A 25,381-nucleotide genomic window follows, 5' to 3' on the forward strand; every position below is an offset into this window, starting at 1 on the left:
AGGCGCGTGTTCGGACTGCTCTTGTAGCTGCTCCATCAAAGAAGCCATGAAAGAGTCGAAACCTAATTCCCAAGACTAAGGCTGACTCTGCTTATAGTTAAGCAAGCCTGCAGATGTTTCATAACTTCTGCTAGTTGCTAGATCATCAAGCATTTACCAAGCAAAAACCTCTCTGAATCCATTCAGAGAGGTTTGTTTTTTTCAAGCTAGGAAATCCCTAAAGCTTATTTTTTGCGTCTGCGTCCGACTAGACCTAGACTAGAAAGAAGCGTCATGCCACCAATCATCGAAAGGGCAACTGAGCTAGTACTTCCTGTGTTTGGAAGTGTTTTGGCATCAGACTTGCTGCCTTCTTTTTGACTGGTTGGCAAGCTAGCTGCTGGCAAGGCTACCTGTTTAGGCGCTTGGTTTGGTACCAAACCACCTTCAAAGGCTGCTGGACCTTCATTAACTAGACCTGGTCCTTTGGCAGTTTCGACGTAAACAACTCCGTAGATACTGAAGTGTTTTGCAACAAATACTACGGCTGGGAAGCTGGTACCGTCTTCATTTTGAACAAGGGTTTCTGTGAAGGCCAGTGATTCTACGCTGCCATCTTCCTTGTGGTATTGAACGGCTTCAACTTCTTTGCCTGCTTTGATTGGGAGTACAACCAAGGTATCCTTGCTTGGTGCTACTTCCTTGCCTGCTTGATCAAGCAAGACAATATCATAGAAATCAGTATCTCGTTCTGCAGATTCTGGCATTTCTGTAACAAGAAGCTTGACAATCTGATTGCTTTCACCTGCTTCCAGACTAACACGGATACCCGTCGCTGGATCTACCAAGACTAGCTCCTCAGTCAATAGACCTGAGTCAGGGGCTTCTGTTTCTTCAGCTGGTGTTGATGTTTCGCCTGAATTACCAGTATCTGGTGCTTCGGTCGTTCCGCCTGTGCCTGGTGTTTCGGTCGTATCGCCTGTACCTGGTGCTTCAGTCGTACTACCTGTGCCTGGTATTTCAGTCGTACCACCTGTGCCTGGTGCGTTCGTTGTGCCACCTGTACCCGGAGTTTCGGTTGTGCCACCTGTACCTGGAGTTTCACTTGTACCTGATGAGCTCAAAGATGCTAACCAATCTTCAATCAAGCTTGCTACTTCATCAACTGCTGCTTGGTCCGTTCCGCCCAGAGCAGCATCAGCAGCCTCAATCAGACCTTCCAATTCCTGAGTTTGTTTTTCAGTCAGATTTTCCAAGGCTTCTGTTTGAGCCAAGAGGGCAGCTAAGGCGCTAGTGTTCAAGGCAACAGGCTTCTCACCTGGATTTGGTACCTCTGTTGCACCACCTGTTCCTGGTGCGTCTGTTGTACCACCTGTTCCTGGTGTCTCGGTTGTGCCACCTGTGTCTGGTGCGTCGGTCGTACCACCTGTACCTGGTGTTTCGGTTGTAGCCCCTGTGCCCGGAGTTTCGGTTGTGCCACCTGTATCTGGAGTTGCACTAGTACCTGAGGTGTTCAAAGATGTTAACCAATCTTCAATCAAGCTTGCTACTTCATCAACTGCTGCTTGGTCTGTTCCACCTAGGGCAGCATCCGCAGCCTCAATTAGACCTTCCAATTCCTGAGTTTGTTTTTCAGTCAGATTTTCCAAGGCTTCTGTTTGAGCCAAGAGAGCAGCTAAGGCGCTAGTGTTCAAGGCAACAGGCTTCTCACCTGGATTTGGCACTTCTGTTGTGCCACCTGCTCCTGGTGCATCTGTTGATTCGCTTGAACCTGGCGCTTCTGTCGTACCACCTGTACCTGGTGTCTCGGTTGTGCCACCTGTGCCTGGTGCTTCGGTTGTAGCACCTGTTTCTGGGCTAGTTGCTGGAGTTTCTACCTGATTGTGAACCACTGCATAGGTTGTGCCGACTTCTCTTTCTCCATCGACTGTCCGAGCGGTTACTAGACCGATTGGACGATTTTCTGCCAGAGTCAGGTAGAGACCATCTGTTGCTAGACGATGATCTGTCCCTTGAACTGCAACTGTCTCACCAGACTTGCTAATTCGAACTGGGGTATCAACACCTGCGAAGCGAACTTCAACAGCAGTCCATGAACCTGTTGGCAATTCCAACTTGATTTCATTGGCGCTTGCCGCTGCATCCAAAATGGTGGCTGGCTGAGCAACTTGGGCTTGTGCTTTCAAAATCACAATGCGGTCCAAGGAAATCTTCTTCTGACTATTGCCAATCGCTTCTGGAGCAATCTTAATTTTAATCGTATGTTCACGGTCTTCAAGTCCAAGGTATTGACCAATCAGAACACCTTTTTCAGTACGATTATCAGAACGGTTGAAGATGAGTGGGTCAACTTCTACCCCATCGATGGTGACAAGGGCCTTGCTGAGCTGATTGGATTTAATACCATAAATCTGAATTCCTGTTCCAGTAAAGGTCAGGCTTGCAGTTGCTTGCTCGTCTGTTGTCTGGTCATTACGTACACCAAATTTTTCAGTATTGGCAAAGAGACCACTTTGGCCGTAGTTGTCAAAAGCAGAGCCATACTGGATACGGTCGCTACGATCATCCAACTCTTCATACTCAGCCGAAGTATCGCGCAGGATTCGGAAGTAATCCAGACTGATTTTGTTGCGTTCATTGGCACGGCTTGGTTCTTCACGATTTACAATCAATTGAAGGGTATGCTTACCTGCTTCTAAACCAGTAACTCGACCAATCAAGACACCTTTTTCTGTGCCACCAGTACGGTAGAAGTCAATGGTACTATGCTCACGACCATCAATCAAGACTTTTGCTGTACTCAATTGCTGCGATTTATTACCATAAATTTCGATACCAGTTCCAAAGAAGGTCAGACTGGCTGTAACAGCGTCTTCAGAAACTGTGCGGCGACCTGTAAAGTCAGCGTATTTCTCTGTACCAGCCCATTGACCTGCATCTGCGTAATCCTTAAATTCGCTACCATAGGAAATGCTTGGGTCACGGTCATCTAAGAAGTCGTTGAGGGCATAAACTGATACTGGATCTGAGAAGGCTGTATTGATGCCTGCCAGGACTGGACGTACACGGTAGCTATAATCACCACCAGGCACCAAACTGTTATCTGTGAATTCACCAGTCAGGCTAGAGAAGATTCTCACACCTTCTACACCTGTTTGACTGCGCTCAATCTGATAATAAGCCGCTCCTTCAGAAGCCGTAAAGCGAAGCTTGGCTGTACTTGCCCCTGTTCGCTCTGCCGTCAAATCGGTAATCCGTGTCAAGATAGAATCCAACTCAACAACATCACCCTTGACAGTCATAAATTCGATACGACCATCTTGAACTCTTGAAAAGTTTGCCACTTGACCATTGATAAGGATGCGGGCTGTCTCGATATTTGGATAATCGAGGACAATCTTGCCGCCTGATTTTGCTTCCAAACGGATGACCTTCAGGTTCTTCTCCTCCCAGTCCATATCCACTTGAACATTACCACGCGCCATCAAACCACGAACTTGACCAGTCTTCCAAGCATCAGGAAGGGCTGGTAGAGGTGCTATATAGCCTGTATGAGACTGGAGCAACATTTCTGCCATACCACTGGTTGCACCAAAGTTTCCATCGATTTGGAAAGGCGAATGGGTATCCCACAAGTTGGCCAGGGTAGAGCCTTTTAGCTGTTCAGACAAAAGACGGTGTGCCCTATTGCCATCAAGCAAACGAGCCCATAGGTTAATCTTATTGGCCTTAGACCAGCCTGTACCACCATCACCACGATGGTTGAGCGTCGCCTTGGCTGCTTCGAGGTACTCAGGCTTATCTTTACCAAAGAGGGTACCAGGGAAGAGTCCAACTAATTCCGAAACATGTCGGTGTCCAATTTCCACTTTTTCACCTGTAAAGGCAGGGGTATCCTCTTCATACCATTCCTTGATGCGACCTGCATTGTTAATATGGAGTGGGTTGAGTTTTTCGTATTTGGTCGTAATTTCCGCAACAAGGTCTGCATCTTGTCCCAATTCATTGGCTGCTTCGATGAAATCATGGAAGAGCTGCCATACCAAGGATTGGTCAAAGGTATTTCCGATGGTAATGGTCCCATGTTCTGGCGAATATGATGGAGAAGAAACATAACGATCGCTCGCCTGATCATAATGTAGGAAACCATTCCAGAATTTGGCAGTTTCTTTCAACATTGGATAAATCTTCGTCCGTAAGTAGTCCTTATCCTGGGTAAACTTGTAGTAATCATAAACGTTTTGCATGATCCAGGCATTGGAAGCTGGTGACCAACCCCAATAATAATTCCAACCTGGAGTCGTCCAACCAAATGGAGTCGCTTGGGTATGGGCTAACCAACCATTTTCCTGGTCACCTTCTGACACGATATTGGCATATTCTTTGGCAGCCACACGCCCATAATAACGCATGTCATCGACATAGTTGATCAACGGAAGGGCCGTTTCTGCCATATTGGTCACATAAACAGGCCAATAGTTCATCTGAAGGTTAACGTTCAAATGGTAGTCTGAATTCCAAGGTGGATTATCCACTGCATTCCAGACACCTTGCAGGTTAGCAGGAAGAGCATTTTCCCCGTCACGTGAAGAAGTAATCATCAAGTAACGACCATATTGGAAGAAGAGTTCTTCCAACTCCTGTCCGCTCGCTGTATTGTAGCTATGAAGTAACTGGTTGGTTCTGCCGTTTGTCTCTCCCTCGGTGATGTTTAAGGTCACACGGTTGTAGATAGACTGGTAATCAGCGATATGACGGTCTTTCAAGGCTTGATAGCCCTTGGCCTTAGCCGCAGCCACCTTGGCTTTTACCTCGGCAGCTAAGTCAACATTTTGACGACGATAGTTGGTTTTTGGATTTTGGGCAAAATCTGTCGCCGCATTCATCACAAGCGTTGCATAACTTGCCCCCGTCACCACGAGTTTATTATCCCGAACACTGACCTGACCATCCGTATTTACTCCAACAAAGGCAGCAAAGTTGAGTTGGTTGTCCGTCACTTGACCAGTCAATAAAATACCTTCTGCACTTGCACTTACTTGACCTGTCTTAAAGCCTGATTTCTCAGCCTTATATTGACGAACACGCGCTAAGCCATCCTGTACCAAATCCTTGGTCATCTGCAAGTCCAATTCAAATTCAAGGGCTTCATTTCCATCCTTGGTCAAATGGGTTACCGAGACATCATCTGGATAGCTGACAAATGACTCCCTCCGATAACGTGTTCCATCTTGCGTATAATTCGTCGCTGAAATAGCTGTTTTCAAATCCAACTCACGGCTATAATCAGATACGCTTTCAAAGGTCTTGTCTTGGTTAGTAAAATTGAGGTAGATATCCCCAAATGCCAAGTAGCGGCCATACTGATGGTTGTAAGGTCCTTTCAAATGCCGTTCTGCCAAACTCTTAGCTGTTGCCAAGTCTCCATCTTCCAAAGCCTTGCGAATCTGCGGCAAGAAGACATGTTTACCAGGAATGTTACCACCATTATAATCGTTTGAGTTAGGAAGCGGACCACCTGACCAAAGGGTCTTTTCGTTAAACTGAATCCGTTCTTCCCCAATCATGCCAAAGACCTTGGTCCCAATGTCTCCATTTCCAAGTGGCAGGGCATAATGCTCCCAACCTTCATAGGTATTGGCTGCTGGGCGGTCGTAGTTGAGCTTGTAGTTGTTATGGTCCACAATCTCTTTCAAGGCACTTGGATGCGCTTCTGTGTTACCAGTTGCTGGCGTTGCTGAACTTGGACGGCTACTTTCAGGAGCAGCTGGGGTAGCCGTTGAAGTAGGTGCTACTGGGCTGGTAGGAGTTGATCCCGTTGTAGAAACTGGGTTTTCCACAGGATTTGCGGTTTCCGTTGGAGCTGTATTTTCTACAGCCCCTTCTCCGCTTTCGGCTGCTGCAAAGGCTTCTTCAATGACAGACAAGGCTTCTTCAACCCATGCATTGACATAGTTGATGGCACGGCTATCATTGGTTTCCTTGGCATTCTGAGCCAACTCTTGCATCTGTGCCACAAAGCGTTTGTTTTGGGCATTTTGCTCTGAATCTGGCAGAGAATTGATGACAGTAGCCACACGGTTCAATCCCTCTTCATTGAGGACAGGTACTGCTTCTTCCGCACTTCTTTCTGTTGTGTTGCTAGCTGGTGCAGCATTGATCACCAAGATCCGATCCCGCATACCTCTCAGCATGTTATTAACATTGCTAAGAAGTGTAGAATTGTTGGTCGCAATAGCTTGTTCACCAACTGCTAGGATTCGCACCAAATCTTCCATCAAAAGGTTCTTTTGATCAGATTCTGGCAAATTCTCCACAAAACTAATTACTGTATTGAGGGCCTCTCCATCGACCACCAGTTCTTCAGATGCTACAGTCTCCGTCTCAGGAGCTGCTGGAGTTGACTCTTCAGCCCCTACCTCCGTTGAGTTAGCTGGTTGAACACTCTCTGTTCTTGGTGCAGCAATTGGTTCGGCAACTTCTTCTGCTAGACTTTCTTCTTCAGTAGGTGCTTCCTGATTGGCCTCCTCACCGACTTGGTTGCTGACTTCTGCTTCAGATTCTGGTAATGTATTGGCAAAAACCTGAGTCTGTTGCCCACCAAACAAGAGACAGCCGACCACTACCGATGCCGCTCCAACACTAAGTCTACGAATGGAGTAGCGGTAGCGTTTATCGAATAATTCTTTCGAACGATTCTTCATAGGTCTTCCTTTCTTAAATAGGTTTTATAGGACTTGCTTACGGAGAAGTTTGCCTCCTTCCCTTCCATCTCACAAAATGTAAGCGCTATACTGATATTATACACTCCTTTTCTGAAAAATTCAATATTATAATATGTCATAATGTTAAATCTTTGAAAAAAAAACAAACCTAGATTAACTAGATTTGTCTATTATTGTTCAATCCATCGTTCCGCAAGTGTGACAGGGATGCATGCTAATTCTTTTTCTGCCAAATAGGAAAAGCCACATTTTATCCAAAAAGCCTTGGCTTGGGGATTGCTAGAAACATAGCCCAATCGTACTTTTTTTAAACGACCTGGTAAACCAGCTATGATCTCTTCAACCAAGGTAGATCCCAAGCCCCTTCCTTGATAGGCCTGTTCCACCATAAAGAGACCAATGTAGGCTGTATCTGCTGCTGGATAGCCATCTATCAAATCCAAGACGGCAACTAGACTATCTTGGTCCCAGAATCCTAAAAAATATTTATCTGATAACTCCTTACCTGGTGGACAATCTACCAGGTCATTGGCTAAACTTGCCAGACTAGGTAGGGGCGGAAAATGTTCAAAATAGAGGGGGTTAGTCTGGTAGAGGGCCAAAACCTGCTCCAAGTCGGCATCTGTCAGTTTTCGCACTTTGAAGCGACTGGATAGATTATGAAGTTCAATTACCATAGCGGTTCTGCCACTCCTTCCGATGCAATTCATAGTAATAAGAGATAACCTGCTGACCAGCAATCGCTTGGTCGGCTTTTTTTGTGCGACTAGTTGAAACCCCATCTTTGCCAAGAGTCGCTTGGAGGCTTGATTTTCCTGGACGTGCCCTGCCTTGACCACTTCAAAGTCCAGGTCCAGCAGTAAAAGGTCCAAAACAGCCTGCAAGGCCTCGCTTGCCACCCCCTGACCCCATTGAGAATAATTCCCATAGACAGAGACCTGTCTTGTTCTGAAAGCCCATAGGTATCCAGCGTACCAATCATCTTCTGCTTGCTTTTGACTTCCAAGGCATACTTTCCGACTGGATCCGCCAAGTAGATTTCTTCAATACCCCGTCGAGTGTCTTCCCGAGTCTGATTAGCAGGGAAGGTCCAACGAGTTGTCTCCTCGTCAGAGGCAATAGTCCTTCAGTTTACTTTTAGTACTCGCTTCAAAGGTTTGGGGAACCTTTGAAGACTAGAGATAGTGCGAACCAAGTTCGCCTCAAAAGAGCTGCAGACAGTACTGGAGTACGGCAAAGCGAGTTAACGACGTAAAAAAAGATAAACCGAAGGACGTAACTCGTACATATCCTCTAAATCTGCCATACCCACAGGGCGAAGCCGGAGGCGGTTGGTCTCCAAAACCTCATGTTGAGCCAGCCTAGCCTTGAGAGTCCTGGTTTTCCTCTAACTCTTTCTTCAGCTCCCCAATCGTCTCAAAACTTGCTCGGCTATCAGCTGCCAGAGCCTCCTGCTCGTAGGCATTGATAATTTGGGCAACAACTGGGTGACGAACCACGTCCTTGGCTGAAAAATGTACGAAATCAATCTGTGGAATGTTGCTCAACTTCTCCGTCGCATCAATCAGGCCTGACTTAACCTTGCGCGGCAGGTCAATCTGGCTAATGTCCCCATTGACAATCATCTTGGAATTAAAGCCCAGACGGGTCAGGAACATCTTCATCTGCATAATGGTGGTATTTTGCGCCTCATCCAAGATAACAAAGGCATCTTCCAAGGTCCGCCCCCGCATATAGGCCAGGGGTGCAATCTCGATAATTTCCCGCTCCATTAGGCGCGTGGTCTGCTCCTTGCCCAAAATCTGGTAGAGGGCATCATAGACAGGACGCAAATAGGGGTCTACTTTTTCTTTTAGGTCCCCTGGCAAAAAGCCTAAACTTTCGCCTGCTTCTACCGCAGGACGTGTCAGGACAATCCGCTTGACCTGCCCACGCTTGAGGGCAGTCACCGCGAGAGTGACCGCTAAGAAAGTCTTACCTGTACCAGCTGGGCCAATTCCAAACACGATATCATGACGCTTTACGCTGTCCACATAGAGTTTTTGTCCAAGGGTCTTTACGCGAATGGGTTTGCCGTAATTATCCTTGATGATCTCTTCTTCGTAGAGGGCAACGAATTTTTCAATCTCATCATTTTTGACCATGGAAATAGCCGTGACCACATCTGGCGTATTGATGACCAGTCCTCGATTAACCAAGACTAAGAGGGACTGAATAACCAGGCGAGCTTGCTCCACCTGAGTTTCCTGACCGATGACTTGCACAACTTCTGTCCGTGCATGGATTACCACACCCAATTCTTGCTCCATCAGCCGTAAGTGACGCTCATTGGACCCAAAAAGGCTAAACAAATCATCTGGATGTTTTAAATGAATATCAATCGAATGTTCTAGCAAGGCCTGCTCCTTTTTCTCTGCTTTTTTTCTATTATAGCAAATTTTTAGCAAAGAGGGGACATGACCCTCGCAAAACCAAAAGGACAGGCAGTCAACCTGACTGCCCTGTCCTTCTTTCTTGCTGTCGCTAGAAGTTAACTACGGTAAATTCCTTGACGGAATTCCTCTGTCTCTTGTAAAAAGGCATTCAATAAGGCTGCTTTCAAGCTGTAAACAGCTGATTTTTCTGGCGAATAGCCTGGTGTTTGTGAGCTGTAATAGCCGTGACTTGCATCATAGGCCACAGCCGCAGCCATCAGAGAGCGTAGTTCTCCGATGCTTGAAACGGTCTGACTTGGTCCATGGAAGTAACCTCCCTCTTGTCGCCCAAGAATGCGGACTGAACGCAAATCATCCAAACGCAGTCTGCGCCGTTCAAACATGGCCTTTCTGAAATCAAGGATATTGCTATACTGGTTTCCTGTAATCCGAGCTAGTAAGGCACTATCAGCCATTGGTGCGCTTGAGCTACCTGTCAACTCTTGACCATGCTGATTGGACACATAAGGTACAAAGCCAGCCTCATAGCCCTTCTCAGCCAATAACTCAAAGGCGATCTTACGGAACTCATATTCATTGCGACTCGTACCGCCATTACCTGTTGCAGCAAAGAGCGGGTTGAGGGCATTGACATCTAAGTAGGCATTGTGGAATTCATTGGCACTGGTTCCTGACCAGGGGTCATAGGAACGGCGCGATACCAATCCTTGTTCCAAGAGATCATTGAAACTGGTCAGAGTGGATGAAACTTGCTGGATTTGCGTGTGGTTGTTGGCAAAAGTCGTCATACGGTTGAACCAGTTTGCCTTAGCATGCTGATTTGGTGACTGCAGGACGGCCTCTGCTTCCAGATAGTCCATACTATAAATCAGGTCCATATAGTGCTTCATGTAGGTCTGGAGGTCTTCTGGACTTGTAAAGCGACTTGGGGAACTGTTGGTCAAGAGTTTGCCTGGCGACTGACCTATATAAGTGCCGTAATCCATAATGGTGTTAAGACTGAAATTGTCTTGCGTAAACCAAGTATTGGATTGGAAGAGGCCTTGAGCAAAGGATTCTAAGCCCATTCCAGCCCGCCGACCATGCCCCAGTAGGTAGGTATCATCGTCTGCCACATGGACCATTTCATGCGAATAAACTCTCGCTCCCTCCATGCCACGAATATCCGTTCCCATAAAATAGATATCTGTCAAGTCTGAGTAGGCATTGGAACCTGTTTGAACGGTATAGTCCAACTCCATCGGTGCGTAGAAATTCCGCACAACTGACAGATGACTATCCCGAGAATCCGCCCAATTATCACCAAAATAACGACTATCCCAGGTCAGAACCCGTTTAAACATCTTATCCTTGTGGGCCGTTGGCAACACGCTATACCAGAAATCTGCATGGGCAGCCCAGCGCTTGGCAATACTGTCCAATTCCCCATCTAGCTGGTCTGGATTTTGATAGCGCGCATAGGTACCAATTACCGTATTGGTCATATCGGTCAAGACGAAGAGTTCTTTTTGAGGTAAATGCAGGAGTATCAGAGCTAGTTCCTTATAGGACCAGTTTGGATCTGCCATCTTTTCAAAGAAGGTATTGTGGAAAACTCCTGTCGGAGATTGGGTTTGTTTGGCACGTACTTCCTCAATGGTTGAAGAGGTTTCAATAATCCGAGCCTTACTCGTCTGCTTAAACCAATCATTGGTAGAAACAGCTGGTAAGAAGGTTTGGCGATAAGCATCCAAGAAGGTGAAAAGATCTCCCCCCATCCGTGACTGAGCAAGAACTTTTTTCGCAACCAAGGCATTTTGTTTTGGCTTCAAGAAAGCGTGTCCTAAGCTGCCGATTTCGATAACCTGCTGGAGAGAATCTACCGGTCGTCCGAAGAAATCTCCCTTCTTAATCACCAAGTCCCGAATGGATGTCTGGCCAAATGGCAAGGCATACCACTTGTGCAAGTAAGCCAAGCCCAAGACCAATTCCGCCTTGTTCTTAAGTAGATAATCTGTCAGATAGTTTTGGTAGGCTGGGCTATTTTGGTAGGTCAAACTGCTGACAGCCAATAGGTCCCGCAAATCTTGTGCCAAGCTAGTTTTGACACTGGCAAAGGCTTCGCTCAACTGCAATTGTGCCAGAGTCTGACTGGACTCCCAGGAGGACAATCCTAGCGCCTTGCGAATTTCGGTAGAATTCCATTCAACAGCTTGTAGTGCTGGAAGAACTGCTTGAAGGATTTCATCCAGCTGCTCCTTATTGGCTACCGATTGACTGGCATAAGAAATGCCCTTGTCCACTAAGCGGTATTCGACAATCGCCAAATCAGAAAACTCTTGTACTTTTTCCAGATCATGATAGGTCAAACTGTGGTCATCAAAGTGGAGAAGCAAGCGATTGATGGCATCTTTTTGGTGTCCAGCGTCAAAGACAAATTGATTATCCACCATTGGAAGGACCGCTACAAGTGTTTTTTTCACCAGATCATCTTGGTCAGCTAGCTGGTTTGCTTGCGCAATCACCATATCACTCGCCATCAAAGGCAAGAGTTTAGCGATATTGTGATAGGCCAAAAGCCGTTCTCTTCTGGCATCCGGAAGAGCTAGGTAATCCACTTGTTTCCGATTCAGTCGGCTGATCCCTTGGGTATCTTCCTGAGCAGACAAGCCTAGCTCCTGCAATCGAGCTGCGACTTGATCTGCTGCTAAGGCAGTTAACCCTGTCTGATCTTTGCCAGCTGCCACTTGATCCAAATAAGCAATCCTATTTGCTTTCAAGCTTGAATCAGTCGCAAATCCATAGGCCCGTTTCCCATTGAAAACCTCGACAGCTGTGACGGCGTCCTCTAGGATGACCTGTCCATTTTCAGGCACGGATCCGATCAAGCCTCCTGCTTCGCTGTCACTTCCTTGGGTAGTATAAATGGCACCTTGAGCAAAGGCTGTTTGAATGCGGGTCCCAGCATTTTCAGCCTGGCCAACCAAACCTCCTGCCCGTAAACTGCTCGAATAGGCATTGATTTCTGCAGAAACCTGGGCTTGTCGAAGTTGGCTTCCACTACCCAACCAGCCTGCAATTCCTCCAACAAAATTATTTTGACTGCCCGTATAGTCACTGGTTAGCTGGCCTGTAAAGCTGACAGATGACAAGCGAGCATTAGCATAAACCTCAGCTGCCAGTCCACCTATTTTTTCACCTGCTCGAATACTTCCAGTCACATGAACTCGATCAATCTGACCGCCTCGAATGTCCTTGGCCAAACTGCCAACTGAGCTGGATTTTGGCTGGTCGATCCTTACTTCCTTCAAGTGTAAATTGGTTACTTGTCCTGTTACTACCTTAAAGAGTGGTGCCTGTAAACCATAAATGGCAAAGCCTTGTCCGTCTAATTGCCCCGAGAAAGTCGGGCTAATGTAGGCTTCTCCGGTTGGAAGGTCTTGCGCTTGAACATAGAGATCTTGGGTCAGGACAAATCGACCACTGGTATTTTGCCCAATGCGGTTCAAAAGGTCTTGGAAGCTGGAAATAGCCTGCCCACTGGCACTTGTTAGGGATTTTGCTACGAAGAAGGTCGGTGTTTGAGACTGAGCTGTCGATCTCTCCCTCGGCCCACCATCTTCCCAGCTGGCTATTACTTTAAAGTAGCTTTGTCCTCCCTCTTCTACCTCTTGAATCGCTGCAACCGGTAGATAGACTGGCTGATGCTGGTCTGAGGTGAATTTTGCCACATAGTTGCGTAGATCACTTGGTCTCTGGCTGAGCGCAAGCACAGGTGTCGCACTGCCATTTTCCAGATGGAGTAATTCTGCACCTGATATCGATTTGAGTTCAAATCTCGGTTCAAGATTCCTTACAATTGGCTGATTAGTCGGCAGTAAGAATATACTTTCCCTAAATTCTTGGCTCACTTCATGAAAGGCCTTATAAAGGGCTTCCTTGAGTTGCTGACGCTTAAAGCTGGTTCCTAGATTTGCCAGGTCTTCTCGAATAGCCGCCTGCATCAATACCTGAATATCCTGACCAGTTTGTAGGTCATGGTGTCTACCATCCCAGAGGATTTGAATGGCTTTCATGTTATTCTTCTGCTCTAGGCTGGTTCGGTATCGTGCCTTTTTGAAGTCAGCATAATCTTGGTAATCAGGCATAATCTTTTGCCAAATATAGCTATCTGTTAATGCTCTGCCATTTGCATGGGCCCCCTCAGCCAGCTGGTTGCTCACATAAGGCAAGAAACCTTGGTCCCAACCTTTTTCTGCTAAAAGTTCTAGAGCTGTCCGACGGAATTGGAGACCACCGACTGTTCCCTGGATATTGAGCAAACCTGCATAGATTGGATAGTAAAGCGGCACAAAGTAATAGTTTCGATCATTGTCTCGGTAGTAGCTGCCGACATTGTTAATGGTATTGGCCAATTGAAGGTTATTGGTCACCAAATCTTCGACAGTTGTCAGGTTCATGGTCTGCCATTCGCTGTCTGTTAGCTCACGAATCCTGTCCAAGGCATCCTGATAGGTCTGCCCATCTTTTTGGTAGGCTGCTTCTAATTGGAGTTCAATTTTTCTAAAGGCTTTTTTCTGCTGATCTTTCTGCAATTTTAAGAGTTCTTCCGCCTCCAAGGCATCCAAGAAGTAGGTGGTATCAAAAGAACCTTTCAGATAACCTTGCAAATCGTCTTTGCTCGTTAGACGATTTGGACTAGAGTTATGGCTGGCTGTTGCTGCCAGTTCTTCTGTCAGGTTAAAGCCATAATAATAGGCATTTGCCGAAGCGATAGACTGCAAGAGCCCAAGGGCATAGGATTCTGACTCTTGACCCTGCCGTCTTCCTGCGAGATTCAGGATTTGGTCTTCGAGAATGTGGGTCATTTCATGCGTGAAGGTTGAATTTCCAGTCGGTGTCAACAAGTCAACATTGCCATAGATGATGTATTTCTTAAACTCAAAGTCTGCTGCCCCTGACTTGTTAAAGGTGCCGTAGTAAAGTTCTGTCGGTCCGAAGAAATCATCGATGATGCGGTAGTCATCCCCAAATTCCGCTGCCCAACGGCGGCGATCAGTTGTCCCAACCAGCGGTTGACCAGCTGGATCCTTGATGTTGTAACCTTCTCGAACGGTTACCAACTTGGACTCTATGGCTTGACGAGCCTGGTCAGATACCAAGGACTTGATAAATTCCATATAAGCATTCCAGATGCGGGCATGCTTCGGAATGCGGTTTTCTTGGATGTCCCTGACTGTTGAACGATAGACATCTGGCTGACTGGTCTGCAATTGATGATCCACATAACGACCGTAGCTACCAAAAACAAGGACATTGGCCAGCGAAACAAGGTAAAGCTGGTCTTCCTCAGGCAGATTGAGCAATGGCAAGACATAGCGATGGTAATCAGCATGATTTTTCAGCTGGTCGTAAACCTGGACGGACTTCTCAGGCTGACGAACACTTGCTTCTTCATGAATAAAGGCCTTGCTGGATTGTTTAAACCAGTCTGCATCAGTCTTGTCTGGTGAGAAGAGACGGCGGTTTAATTCCAAGTAGTCAAACAGATTCTGTGTACCTGGAACCTGTTGTCCAATGGTCTTCTTAAAATTGCTTGCTGCTGCAAATGGGGCCAGGTCCTTATAGGTCAGACCTCCTACTTCTTTTAACCAATCCAAGGTTGTTAGGGATTGACCGTAGAAATGTGGCTGATAGATTGCTAAATTGCGGAGGTTTATGCTGTCAAAATCGATACCATAGTAGCGTGCCAGGTAGGTCAAGGCCAACCAAATGGATTCCTTGTTGTCTTCTACTTGCTGCTGCATATAGGCATTGATAACTGGACTAGCACTATCTGTCACCCATTGACTGGCTAGGAGAGAGCCTATTTCTTGATTTAACTGTGCCTTCAAAGCTTCCTGGGTACGTTTCAGATAGAGCTGTTTCATGCTGATGGTCAAATCCTGCTTGCCATGTTTGAAGCGCAGTTCTGACAGATAGTCTGCCATCTTGGTTTTCAGAGCATAGGCATCTGACTCTATATCTAAGTCCTGGAAGGCTTGGCGGAGATTTGTTACAAGGCTAGCTCTGTTTTGCCCATTCACCCATTGATAAGGTGTAAAGAGCAGGTCTGGACCGAAGCTATATTCCAAGACGCCCGTCTGGTCATATGCCCCTTGATAAGTCAGGTCAAAGACTTGAACAGCCTGGTCAGTAAAGTAAACCAGCAAGCGATCGACTTGGTTGGCATTCTCCGTAAAGTCAACTACAACTTCCTTGCCTCGCAAGGCTTGAATAGACTGGATAGATTTGGTCACAAAGACCGAATCATCTGCCAGCTGATTCCCCATCCGCACGATGGTATGGCGGTCATAGAATGGCAGGAGTTTGGACATGTTTTCATAGGCCAACTTCCGCTCAATACGACCATTGCGCAAGAGATGGTAGTCGATTCCTCTCGACTGTGGCTGAGCCTGGTTATTATTAGTGGCCTGAATAGGCTGCATCACCCCATCCAAGCCCCAGCTTGAAAGTAGCTGTTTGAGTTCTTCCGCAGTTCTTTCCTCTACCTGATGACCATTATCCACGCGACTTGTTGATCGATTTTCCTGTACTTGAACCGTTAATGGCAATGGAGTTCTCGTACCAACTAGAAGACCTGTTTCTGGCAAGGTCAAAGCTGAAGCTGCTCTTGTAATAATTGGTGAATAACCACCTGCAACCAGTCCAGCTACCGTTCCTGTCTGCTCCCTATTGGTCACTTCCCCTTCAACAAAGACGGAATCAATAGTGGAAAACAGAGCATAGCCTACAACTGCTCCCAGTCGATCTTGCATAGACAGTCGTGGGGCGAAGGTCGAGGTCAGATGGACGTAAGCCTTGCGCAAGGCACTACCTGACATCAATTTACCAATCAAACCACCAGAAGTAATCTGATTTCCCGTTCGATGTTCATTCAGCACTAGTTCTCCCTTAAAGGAGACTGAGTCAAACTGGCTATTGTTTGCCTCATAGACAAGACCTGCTGCTCCAACATATGACTGAACTTGCCCTGTCACATGGACATCTTGCACACGGCTATTGTTTGCGGTGACAGCAAGGGCAGCAGCCTGTGAATCTCCGCCCTGCAGGGCAACATTTTCAAGCAGGATATGTTCCACTTGGGCACCTGTCATGGTCTGAAAGAGCGGTTTTTGGAGGTTGAGAATCCGATAGACCTGACCGTCCAATCCTTCTAAACGTCCACGGAAGTTTTCCACATAGGCTGAATCAGTTGTTGGGCTGGCAACCAAGTCAGCTGCTAGCTTGAAGGTCCCCTCTGGCCGGGCCTTCATGGCCTGTATCAATTGCTGGAAGTCTGCATAACTATCCTGTGCTAGGCTAATCTTTGGAAGCTGGAATTGGTCCAAGTTCTCCAATACATTTGCATCTACTTGATTTCTGGCCTGAACTAATTTCGGCAACTGAACCGCTACGTCAAATTGATCGCCATTAGCTACGATGGAATGCACTGCCCAAAGAAATTCCTTGGCATCTGCACTTTTATACCGAACAAAGTAGTTGGATAGGTCACTAGGGACTTCTTGAAGCCCTGTCACTTGCTGGAAGCGGCCGTCTGGCGTGCGAACAAAGAGCTCTCTCTGACTGACTCGGTTGAATTCGATGGACTTCGGACTGATGTCAAATGGTACCGTTGTAACCAGTTCTTCTGCTTGACCCTCTTGGGTCCGATAGCGGAAGGAAAGGCGGGCCTGGTAAGCCATATAGGCTTGTAAATCTCTCAGTTGCAATTGATTTTCAACCGCAAACTCAGTGGTTTGTTCAATAGATTTGACCAGTTGTTCTCCATTGTAGATGGCCAATTGAACAGCCTCCAGGGTCTTATCTGGATCGGTCACGCGGTAGTACACATCCACTCCTAGAATAGTTTCATTCACAACCAGCCCTGCTGGATAAGTGACCGTACCTAGAACTACACTTGGTTTTTCCAGCGGTTTCGGTGGTATCTCCACCACTTTTCTACCCACTCGAATCACCTGGTCGATAGCTGGAATTTCTTCGACTTGAACTGGAAGACTTTCTAACTGCCCTGTCCTTTCATCTAAGCGATAGGAAGTTATTCGTGTAATACTTCCATCCTGCCCAACTGGTCCTTCTATTTCTTCTCCGATTGGTAGGTCCATATCGTCTTGACGGATAACACGGTGCAGAATGGTTTCCCTTACAAGAGTCGCTTTTGTACCGACTTCAACCTCTGCCGCTCTGCCTTGATCCAAAACAGTTGGAATTTCTTCCTGGGCTGTGCGGTTACCTGTTTGCGGGTCGACCACATAGTTTGTTTGGTAGCGGATACGACGGGCTTGGCCTTGAACGACCTCTTCTCGATAAGGTGGCTCCTTGTCTTCTCTTGCCCTGTAAATAGTTGGAAGCGTTTGGCTTTCCTCTTGGACAGTCGGCTGGGCACCAACTCGGACGATAGTTGCCTCACCCTCGTCTGTCACCGCACTAACTGGTGCATTTGCCGTGACTTCTCCCGTAGTTGGATTGAGGGTATAGGTGGTGGTGATGGTTGTCACCTTGTCTCGACCTTCTTGACGGATAGGAACACTTGTGATTGGAAGGTTGGTATCTGCCTGATAAATCAGAGGCAGAGGTTCACGCTGAGTTACAAGAGCCGGCTTCGTTCCTTTTCGAATCAGGGGAGCTTCACCTGTTTCACGGATTTGGCCCTGACCTCGATGACTGGTCACAATTCCAGTCTCTTCATCAACGGTATAGGTAGTCTGATAAACGATTACTTTCTCCATACCGCTTGATACTGGGCTTTCTTGACCAACTGGAGCTGTCTCGTCTGCTTCATATCGTGTAGGTAGAGATTCTCGGATGATCTCCTCGGTAGGCTTGGTCCCCACTCGGACAACCTTATCCACAGGCGGAATGAACTCAACCCGTTCTCTTCCCAATTCCTCTGTTTTTTGTCCTTTGATGGTCCGATAGGTGATGGCAATAACCTCTTGACCCGATTGTCCATCAAATTCTTCTCTACGTCCAAAGTCTAATGCTGGATCTGCCTGGTAAATAGTTCTAAAAGCAATGGAACGCGGTTCTTCTTCAATCAAACTGCCCTCAATCGGCTTGATTCCCTTGTGGATAATTCTTTCCTGACCAGCTTGAGTTTCTTCACTGATAACTTGACCATTACGAGAAACTGTCCTTCTCCGTCCTGGATAACCCGCCTGCTCGATTCTGATATAGTCTGTGTATTGATCAGCAATCTCAATGATGCGTTCTACAAGTGGAAGCTCCTCTTCAAGGACAACATCCTCCACGCGGCTGCCATGATAGGTCACTTGAGAGCGGGAGGGATGGATTTCCTCACTGGTTAAGAGAGTCCGGACTCCATCCAGTTCGGCATAGGTAACTAGGGCTAGTCCATCCTGACCGGGCTCCACTCGACTAGTACCTTGCGCCATTTCAGGATCCTCGGCCTCACTTCTTTCAAAAGGAATGGAAACTTCTTCACTGACCAAGGTCGCAGTGGCTTGGCTGTGCGTAAGTGGAGGAACTTCCTTGGAATCCACGCGGCTGCCATGATAGGTCACTTGAGAGCGGGAGGGGTGGATTTCCTCACTGGTTAAGAGTGTCCGGACTCCATCCAGTTCGGCATAGGTAACTAGGGCTAGTCCATCCTGACCAGGCTCCACGCGACCGGTACCTTGCGCCATTTCAGGATCCTCAGCCTCACTTCTTTCAAAAGGAATGGAAACTTCTTCACTGACCAAGGTCGCAGTGGCTTGGCTGTGCGTAAGTGGAGGAACTTCCTTGGAATCCACGCGGCTGCCATGATAGGTCACTTGAGAGCGGGAGGGGTGGATTTCCTCACTGGTTAAGAGTGTCCGGACTCCATCCAGTTCGGCATAGGTAACTAGGGCTAGTCCATCCTGACCAGGCTCCACGCGACTGGTACCTTGCGCCATTTCAGGATCCTCAGCCTCACTTCTTTCAAAAGGAATGGAAACTTCTTCACTGACCAAGGTCGCAGTGGCTTGGCTGTGCGTAAGTGGAGGAACTTCCTTGGAATCCACTCGCGTCCCAACATAGACCTTACGACTGATTGGAGCAGCTTCCTGACGATGAAGTTCGTTGCTAGCAATAACTTGACCTGCTACTATCACATCCTGATAGGTAATTTCTAAAAGCCCTTCTCTGCCCTCTTCCACCTCAGTCTCACCCTGAGCCAAGCGATCTGTTTCAATCCGCTCCTCTGGAATGGACAAGACCTGACGGTCCACTCGCTCCTTCAATTGGAAATCCAGGCGGACTGGCGGAGTAGTTTGAGGGCTATGGCTTGGAATAAGTGTCTCTGATGGTTGTTCAGGTACTCCTTCTGTTTCGCGTGTTCCCACATAGACCTTACGGCTAATTGGGGCAGTTTCCTGACGATGAAGTTCGTTGCTAGCAATAACTTGACCCGCTACTATCACATCCTGATAGGTAATTTCTAGAAGCCCTTCTCTGCCCTCTTCCACCTCAGTCTCACCCTGAGCCAAGCGATCTGTTTCAATCCGCTCCTCTGAAATGGGCAAGACCTGTCGGTCCACTCGCTCCTTCAATTGGAAATCCATGCGGACTGGCGGAGCAGTTTGAGGGCTATGACTTGGAACCTGGGTCACCTCTTCTTGCACAGCAGTGGTTTTTGTCCCTCGATAGAGGATTTCCGGTTTTCCAGCTACCTCCTTGGTCTCCAAAAGGCGACTAGACTGCAATCGATCTCCCAACCAGCTTTCCTCATAGCGGAGAATCCGATAGCCAGCATGACCAGCCTCCAAGCGCACCTCGCCAAGCGCTAAATCCGGATCCTCTACTTCAATTCGCTCGATTTCTAGCGGAATCTTTTCTTCGCGATAGTTGATAAATGGCTGCAAACCCGGTCCTTCTTCAGCCTGCACTTGTTCAGACGATAGTTCTTTTTCTGGTGAGACAGTCTGGTTGGCAGGTGAAGGATCAACAAGGTCACTCTGTTTAGATGGCTGTTCTACTATCTTTTCCGTCGAAACGGTTTGACCTACTTTCCCATCTTCTATGATATAGCCAACAAAATCATAGGAAGCCAGTTCTAACTTCCCATCTGGCAGCAAATCCCCTGCCTTGACCTTCACCGTTTGATTATAGTGAGCAAGGGCATGGCTCTGGAGTGCTTCCACTTGTAATAGCGGCAAGGCAGCTCCAGCCAAGGTGACGTAGAGCAAACTAACTACTCGGGCTTTTTTTGAGCCCATGGTCTGGATAGCAAGAACTATAAATCCAGCTGCCAACCAAGCCGCTGCATGGTAAACAAACTCTCCCGTCGCTGGCAAGACCTTAGGAGACTGTGGCCGGTATACTAAAAAATAAGTCGCTTCTTGGCGCAAGTCCTCTGGCAATTGCTGCACAATCCTGCTCTTTTCCTCAGAACTCAATTCCTCTTCTAAGAGATAGTGAAAATGGATCTCCTGATTGGATGTCGCGATCCGCTCGCTAGCTTCTACCTGTAACCCTGTCAAACTGGATAAGAACAAACCTGTACCAATACAGAGCGAAACTACACCGATGGACAATTTTCGTATGGAAAATATCGAGTGTCGGTATTCCTTCATCTCTTTGCAATACCTCCTTTTTTCTATGTGCTAAGTTTTTATTCATCATTTCCAGTATAGCAAAATTCAGTATATTATTCCATTTATTATAGGTAGTTTATTTTTTACATTTATCTGTAAAAAGGACAGAAAAAAGGTGTGGAGAACTCCACACCCTCAATGTTCCAAATAGTCTTCCCAAATCCGATCAAAATCACTCATGGAAAAACTAAAGCTAGCCGATTCTTCCAAAAAACGACTGACCACATCAAAGTCATCCGATTGTTTGGGAAAATCCGATTCTTCAAAGGCAAAATCTGCCAAAATTGCCACAGGCGCATCACTCTTAGGATTACGCTGGGCCATTAACCAAGTATAAAAACTTTTTCTCACAATGCTTACTTTCTATGATTTTCTTCATAAAGGGAGATATAACGTTCCATGCTCATCCGACTGATCAAATCCCCAATCAATTCAAAGGGAATATTTTTGGGATTTTTCATGCGGATGCAGGATTTCCCCATGTCTAACTTGGTCGGCACTAGCTCTTGATAGGCTGATACAAACCAGTCATTGAGGTCCTTATCCATATAAATCCCCATATGGTAAAGGGCGATATGGGTCTTTTGGGAAGCCAAAGCGACAAATGGCAAAGGTTCCCCTGGCGTACAATGATAACCAGCTGGATAGGCAGATAGAGGGACATAGTAGTTTATCATGCCCCCTAAAACACCTACCTCAAATCCCGCAGGCAGGTGGTCCAAAATCACCTGATGCAAATGCTCCACTGCCTGTCTGCGATTTTCTGGCAGAGCCTCAAAATAAGCCTCTACACTTTCAACATCATATAACATCGTTACCTTCTTCTATTTCTACGAGACCGCTGTCCAGATTCTTGGCTCTGCTTCCGTTTTCTTCGATTTCTATTCAACACATGGTGAAGCATTCCCATCAAAATGAGGAAAATCAAAATGAGCAACCATGGCCAGTAAGCCAACCACTGCTTCACTTGATCAAGCATGCCACTAGCAAGAGTGGCTTGAGTCTCTGTCTGGCTGCTCGTTCCTGACGAAGCAGAGTTACTCACCACTTCCACAGCCTGACCCGCTGCAATCATTGGGCTGACCTGCTCCAAACCAGTATCAAGGACTACCCGCCCATCAGCAATAGACAGGTTTGGACTGCTACCTTTTGGAACCGTTGCATACAAATCCGCTTCCAGATTAACAACTTGGCCATCCACTTCCTGCTGTCCAGCTGCCAAAACTTTCTGGTAATCAAATTCAGCGTAAGCCTTTTCCATCAAGGCATTGCCAAATGGGTGGCGGTAATATTCGCCATTCTGATCTTCCCAACTACCAACCCCCATAATTACCGTAATAAACCGTTGCCCATTCCGATTAACCGTAGCAATATAGTTAAAAGCACCTCGTGGACTAGAGCCTGTTTTTAACCCATCGACTCCCTCGATCCCATACAGAGCACCTGGTAGGGAGTAATTATAGGTCTCGAACGTTTCCTCATAAGGAGTCCCAGCCTTAACAGTTACCACAGGGTGCTTGGTGTGTTCCAAAATCTCAGGATAATCTTTCAAAAAATGATAGGTCAAAATAGCCATATCACGCGCTGTTGTTTGGTTAGCACTATAAAGGTCATAACGAGTCGGATTGTAGTAACCCTCAAAAGAAGAAGCCGCTGCCCCACTCGGGTTAAACCAATAAGAATTAGTCATGCCCAGTTCCTGCGAGACGGCGTTCATCTGGTCCATAAACGCATCTGGGTCATTGTTAGACAAGAGATTCGCCAACATAATCGTCGCAACGTTTGAAGAAGGAACTGCCGTCATGGTAATCAATTCTGAGACAGTATAGTCGACACCTGCAACAATCGCATTGTTTGAAATGGCATAGATGCCCGCAATCGCCTGGTCACTTTCTGTTGCTCGAACCAGGGTATCCTCAGAAATGGTCCCAGCTTCAATTGCCTGATAGGTCATGTATAAGGTCAAGACCTTACTCATGCTGGCTGGATCGCGGACCTCATCCACATTATCCTGCCAGACAATGGTTCCTGTATGGGCATCAATGACAATGCTTGACTTAGGACGGTTGATATCGCTCACTTCGTAGCCTTCCGCCCTTGTCAAATCCAGCAGTTCATCGGCCCTGACAGATGGAGAGAAAATTGATAACAAAAAAACACAAGACAAAAGAATGAACTTTTTCATTTTCAATCTCCCTCCATCCTAACGCAAGCCTAAGATGCTTTCTTTGGTATGGATCATATCCGTCACCATTTGACAATAAGGAGTTGGAATGCCCACCCTTTTGCCTTTAAAGACGACTGCTCCATTCAAGAAATCAATTTCCGTTTTGCGACCATGTTGCACCAAATCCTGGTGCATCGAAGGATAGTGACTTGCTGCTTTTTTAGACGCATCCATTATGTACTTCCAAATACCTTCTTCATCAATGTTGCCAACTTCTGCCTTGGCAACAGCGATAAATTCTTTAAAGATACCTTGCACCAGATTCAAGCCAGATTCCGTTCCAAACAGTTCACCAATCGTACAATCCAAAATCGTACAGGTAGGATTCATGGTCCCATTGACACATGCCTTCTGCCAAATCGCCTGAATCACATTCTCATCATACTGCGCCTTGAGACCTGCCTGATTAAACATTTCCACGATCGGAGCCACTGCTGCCACCTGGCCAGTTAGATCTTGCAAGGAGATAGAACCAGTTCCCTCTAGATGGGCATGCCCTGGCCCTTTCAAACCAGCCAACCAAATAGTCACACCCACCATGATATTTTCTTCCGGCACAAAACGGCGCATTGTTGTCGCATGCCCCAAACCATTCAAGAGACTGAGAACCTTGGTTTCCTTGCCAATGATTGGCTTGATATCCTGTAGCATTTTCGGCAACTGATCCGCCTTTGTCAAAAGAATAATCAAATCTGCCTGTCGTGTCGCCTCAGTCGGCAGCATAATCGGTAGCTGTACCCGATCTTCTACATCACCAGTAATCAATAAGCCATCCTGTCGAATCGCCTCGATATGAGCTGACCAATTATCCAACAGGATTACTTCATTCTCCGTTTTGGACAATTGGTAACCAAAGCGACAGCCCATAGCACCCGCACCAGCAATATAAACTAACATAGTCCCTCCTTATATAGTCTCCGTTCCAAATGCATCTTGCTTGATTTTTCCAGCCTTCATCAACCCACCGAGAGCTTTCTTAAATTGCCCCTTGGAAATCCCAAAGGTAGCTTTGATATCTTCCGGAGAAGACTTGTCGTTCAAGGTCATAAAGCCTCCATTGCTCTCCAGATAGGTCAAAATCATCTGGGCATCATTTTCTAACATCTCAAATGAGCGTGGTTTCAAGGATAAGTTCAGCGTCCGATCGACCGCTCGATAGCCAATCACCCGCACTTCCAATTCCTGACCCAAACGCGGTTCAGAGTAGCGTTCATTGGGATGAATAAAGCCCAACATATTGTTATCTGGCAGATAGACAAAGGTCCCCGTCATCTTCAAACGGTAAACAATGGCACGTAGGGTTTGGTTCTGCATATTGTCATAAGCAGGGCCAGCCATCTTTTGAAAATCCTCTTGAAAAGCTGGTAAAGCCCACAGTCTGTCTTTTTTATCCACCTGATAGCGAACATAAAGTTGATCCCCTTTTTTAGGCCACAATTCCTTGATTTCAGGCAGGATATCTAAAGACACCACCACTTCCTTATCCGGCAGACCCGTATCCAAGAAAACACCCAGGTCCTTTCGAACTTCCGTTACCCTACCCCAACCAAAGCTGGTCAAACTAGCGCTGACTTCCTTGGTGGTCATCCGCAGACGTTGTTTCATGTCTGGATAGACAAATCCCTTGACGGATTCCCCGATTTGATGAGGGCCTTCTTCCTTGGCTAGGGCCAGGGTTTGTCCTTCTTTTTGAACAAAATAAAATTGGTCATTTTCGTCGATAACCATGCCGGTCACGACAGTTGCAAGTAAACTGGTCATGTCACTCTTCTTTCTATAATATGGCGAAAAAGGGAGGACAGAATCTGCGCCCCCCTCCATGCGTATTACACTTCTAACAATTCTTTTTCCTTGTCAGCAGTCATTTTATCAATTGTCTTGATGGCATCATCCGTCACTTTTTGAATATCTTTTTCAAGCGTCTTCAAATCATCTTCAGTGATTTCCTTGGCTTTTTCAGCTTTTTTCGCTTCATCCATAGCATCACGACGGATATTACGGATAGCAACCTTAGCGTTTTCACCAACTTTTTTCACATCTTTTGCCAAGTTCTTACGTGTTTCCTCTGTCAATGCAGGGATAACCAAGCGGATCACCGTACCATCAGACTGTGGTGTCAAACCAAGATCTGAAGCATTCAAGGCACGCTCGATATCTTTCAAGATTGACTTATCAAATGGTGTAATCAAGAGAACACGCGCTTCAGGAACAGTAATCCCCGCCAATTGGTTCAAGGGAGTTGGTGCCCCGTAGTATTCTACCGAGATACGGTCCAACAAACTAGCATTGGCACGACCTGCACGGATGTGGCTGAACTCACGCGCCAAACTTTGATGAGACTGGTTCATACGTTCTTGCGCTTTCGCAATAATTTCTTTTGACATAATACTTCCTTCT

Annotated in this window: 10 protein-coding genes; all 10 read right to left on the minus strand. The window is 46.8% G+C overall.

What is annotated here, in order from left to right:
* Nucleotides 1-224: 224 nt before the first annotated feature.
* The 10 genes from PXH68_RS06710 to frr all read right to left on the minus strand — a co-directional run bounded on the left by PXH68_RS06710 (nt 225) and on the right by frr (nt 25,368).
* Entirely contained in the window at nt 225-6,683 is a 6,459-nt protein-coding gene (locus PXH68_RS06710; protein ID WP_248027690.1) for a glycosyl hydrolase family 95 catalytic domain-containing protein, read from the minus strand.
* Between the two features lie 191 nt (nt 6,684-6,874).
* Nucleotides 6,875-7,603, minus strand: a complete 729-nt coding sequence (locus tag PXH68_RS06715; protein WP_248027692.1) for a GNAT family N-acetyltransferase — start codon at nt 7,601-7,603, stop codon at nt 6,875-6,877.
* A gap of 462 nt (nt 7,604-8,065) precedes the next feature.
* Complete coding sequence (locus PXH68_RS06720; protein WP_248027694.1) at nt 8,066-9,100, minus strand: PhoH family protein; 1,035 nt, start codon at nt 9,098-9,100, stop codon at nt 8,066-8,068.
* Between the two features lie 134 nt (nt 9,101-9,234).
* Nucleotides 9,235-20,736 (minus strand): ZmpA/ZmpB/ZmpC family metallo-endopeptidase, encoded by an 11,502-nt coding sequence (locus PXH68_RS06725; RefSeq protein WP_316715527.1) that lies wholly within the window; start codon nt 20,734-20,736, stop codon nt 9,235-9,237.
* Nucleotides 20,737-20,892: 156 nt separating this feature from the next.
* Nucleotides 20,893-21,108: a YozE family protein gene (locus PXH68_RS06730; protein WP_158456570.1), complete on the minus strand. Its 216-nt coding sequence runs from the start codon at nt 21,106-21,108 to the stop codon at nt 20,893-20,895.
* A 5-nt stretch (nt 21,109-21,113) separates the two neighbouring features.
* The gene (locus PXH68_RS06735) at nt 21,114-21,569 is read right to left on the minus strand and encodes a DUF1801 domain-containing protein (RefSeq protein ID WP_248027698.1); all 456 of its coding nucleotides are present in this window, start codon (nt 21,567-21,569) and stop codon (nt 21,114-21,116) included.
* Between the two features lie 2 nt (nt 21,570-21,571).
* A complete protein-coding gene (locus PXH68_RS06740) occupies nt 21,572-22,942 on the minus strand; it encodes a DUF1958 domain-containing protein (protein ID WP_248027700.1) in 1,371 nt (456 codons plus the stop codon).
* 18 nt (nt 22,943-22,960) lie between these two features.
* On the minus strand, nt 22,961-23,881 hold the full coding sequence (locus PXH68_RS06745) for a 2-dehydropantoate 2-reductase (RefSeq protein WP_248027702.1): 921 nt from the start codon (nt 23,879-23,881) through the stop codon (nt 22,961-22,963).
* Nucleotides 23,882-23,890: 9 nt separating this feature from the next.
* A complete protein-coding gene (locus PXH68_RS06750) occupies nt 23,891-24,745 on the minus strand; it encodes a CvfB family protein (protein WP_158456578.1) in 855 nt (284 codons plus the stop codon).
* Between the two features lie 65 nt (nt 24,746-24,810).
* Nucleotides 24,811-25,368, minus strand: coding sequence for a ribosome recycling factor (gene frr / locus PXH68_RS06755; protein WP_158456580.1), 558 nt, complete (start codon nt 25,366-25,368; stop codon nt 24,811-24,813).
* Nucleotides 25,369-25,381: the final 13 nt, after the last annotated feature.

It is taken from the genome of Streptococcus sp. 29896, assembly GCF_032594915.1.
Classification (GTDB): Bacteria; Bacillota; Bacilli; order Lactobacillales; family Streptococcaceae; genus Streptococcus; species Streptococcus suivaginalis.

Coding starts and splice junctions, on each gene's coding strand:
- frr (WP_158456580.1), bottom strand. CDS start 25,368: ATGTCAAAAGAAATTATTGCGAAAGCGCAAGAACGTATGAACCAGTCT.
- PXH68_RS06745 (WP_248027702.1), bottom strand. CDS start 23,881: ATGTTAGTTTATATTGCTGGTGCGGGTGCTATGGGCTGTCGCTTTGGT.
- PXH68_RS06750 (WP_158456578.1), bottom strand. CDS start 24,745: ATGACCAGTTTACTTGCAACTGTCGTGACCGGCATGGTTATCGACGAA.
- PXH68_RS06740 (WP_248027700.1), bottom strand. CDS start 22,942: ATGAAAAAGTTCATTCTTTTGTCTTGTGTTTTTTTGTTATCAATTTTC.
- PXH68_RS06710 (WP_248027690.1), bottom strand. CDS start 6,683: ATGAAGAATCGTTCGAAAGAATTATTCGATAAACGCTACCGCTACTCC.
- PXH68_RS06735 (WP_248027698.1), bottom strand. CDS start 21,569: ATGTTATATGATGTTGAAAGTGTAGAGGCTTATTTTGAGGCTCTGCCA.
- PXH68_RS06725 (WP_316715527.1), bottom strand. CDS start 20,736: ATGAAGGAATACCGACACTCGATATTTTCCATACGAAAATTGTCCATC.